The 1,251-nt window shown below is 63.5% G+C and carries 2 protein-coding genes; one reads left to right on the forward strand and one right to left on the reverse strand.

Features of this window, described 5'->3' with window-relative positions:
- Positions 1 to 6: 6 nt before the first annotated feature.
- Complete coding sequence (locus NS354_RS12845) at positions 7 to 714, reverse strand: GGDEF domain-containing protein (protein WP_082678084.1); 708 nt, start codon at positions 712 to 714, stop codon at positions 7 to 9.
- A gap of 290 nt (positions 715 to 1,004) precedes the next feature.
- On the opposite strand from NS354_RS12845, the gene NS354_RS12850 reads away from it, so the two are divergent.
- A partial coding sequence (locus NS354_RS12850) for a hypothetical protein (protein WP_058594823.1) occupies positions 1,005 to 1,251 on the forward strand: 247 nt, incomplete at its 3' end.

Raw genomic sequence — 1,251 nt, forward strand, 5'->3', positions numbered from 1 at the left:
CACCACCTAGAGTTCAAAAGGGTGGTTCGTCGGCAGCGTAAGATGGGTAGAAGAGACAGGGGTCAGCGCTGCGGCGGCGAACTCGTCGCCGCCGAGCCGCGCGGTCACGATGCCGAGCTCTTGCCTGCGGTGCAGATTCTCTGCGGTGCCCCGCAGCAGTTCGTCGCCGGCTGCATGGCCGAGCGTGTCGTTGATCCGCTTGAAGTCGTTGAGATCGATGAGCGCGACCGCGAACGGCGCGGCATCAGCGGACCATTGGCCGAGCTCGGAGAGGAACGCCGAGCGGTTCCACATTCCGGTGAGCGGGTCGGTCGACGCCGCCCGCCTGAGCGCATTCGACGCCTCTCGCGCCACCGTCACGTCGCGCGTGATCTTCGCGAAGCCGATCACGTCGTCCCGGTCGTCGCGCACGGCGTTCACCGTGACATGCGCCCAGAACCGCGAGCCGTCTTTGCGAATCCGCCACCCCTCGGTCTCGAAGCGACCCTCGCGTCTCGCGACCGTGAGGACGCGACCGGGGAGGCCATCTGCGCGATCTTCGCCCGTGAAGAACGTCTCGAAGGATTTCCCGATGATCTCATCCGGTCGATATCCCTTGATGCGCTCCGCACCGGCGTTCCAGGTGGTCACGATGCCACCCGGCGACAGCAGGTAGATCGAGTAGTCCTGCACCGCCTCGACGAGGTAGCGGAACATTTCGGCATCGCTGTTCATTGCGGCCTCTCCGATATTGATGCGACCGCCCCACCGATCTCTCCACTGCGGCTGCGCGTCTCGTAGCCGTCGATCCCCTCTGCGATTGTACGTCCACCTGCTCGGGCGGCTCGCCGCGCCGTCATCGCGCTCGAGCGGTACTCCGGGGAGTCGCAGCGGTGACGGAAATGCGGCGACACTCGCGAGTTCTCGCGGTCTTTTCCGGTGGCATGGCGCACCATCACGCGGATTCGAGTGAAATTGTCATTAAGTTGCTTTCTCACTTGCTTAAATTATGTGACACTTGCTGTATGGGATACATGCTGCACGGTGGCCGTGAATACGAGTTCGAAGATCGCACGCTCGCTCATCTGAAGACGGTGATGGGGATGAAGCTCTCGAAACGCGAGGGATTCTTCCTGAGCTGGTCGGTCGACGCGAACCGGGGAAGCGGGCGCCACGAGGTGTGGATCTCGGAGCACGCCCCCATCGCCTTCCGGTTCAACGGCGGCAAAGCGCCTCAGCTCAACCCTGCATGGATCAAGGCCCTGCTGGCGG

It is taken from the genome of Leucobacter chromiiresistens, from assembly GCF_001477055.1.
Taxonomy (GTDB): Bacteria; Actinomycetota; Actinomycetes; order Actinomycetales; family Microbacteriaceae; genus Leucobacter; species Leucobacter chromiiresistens_A.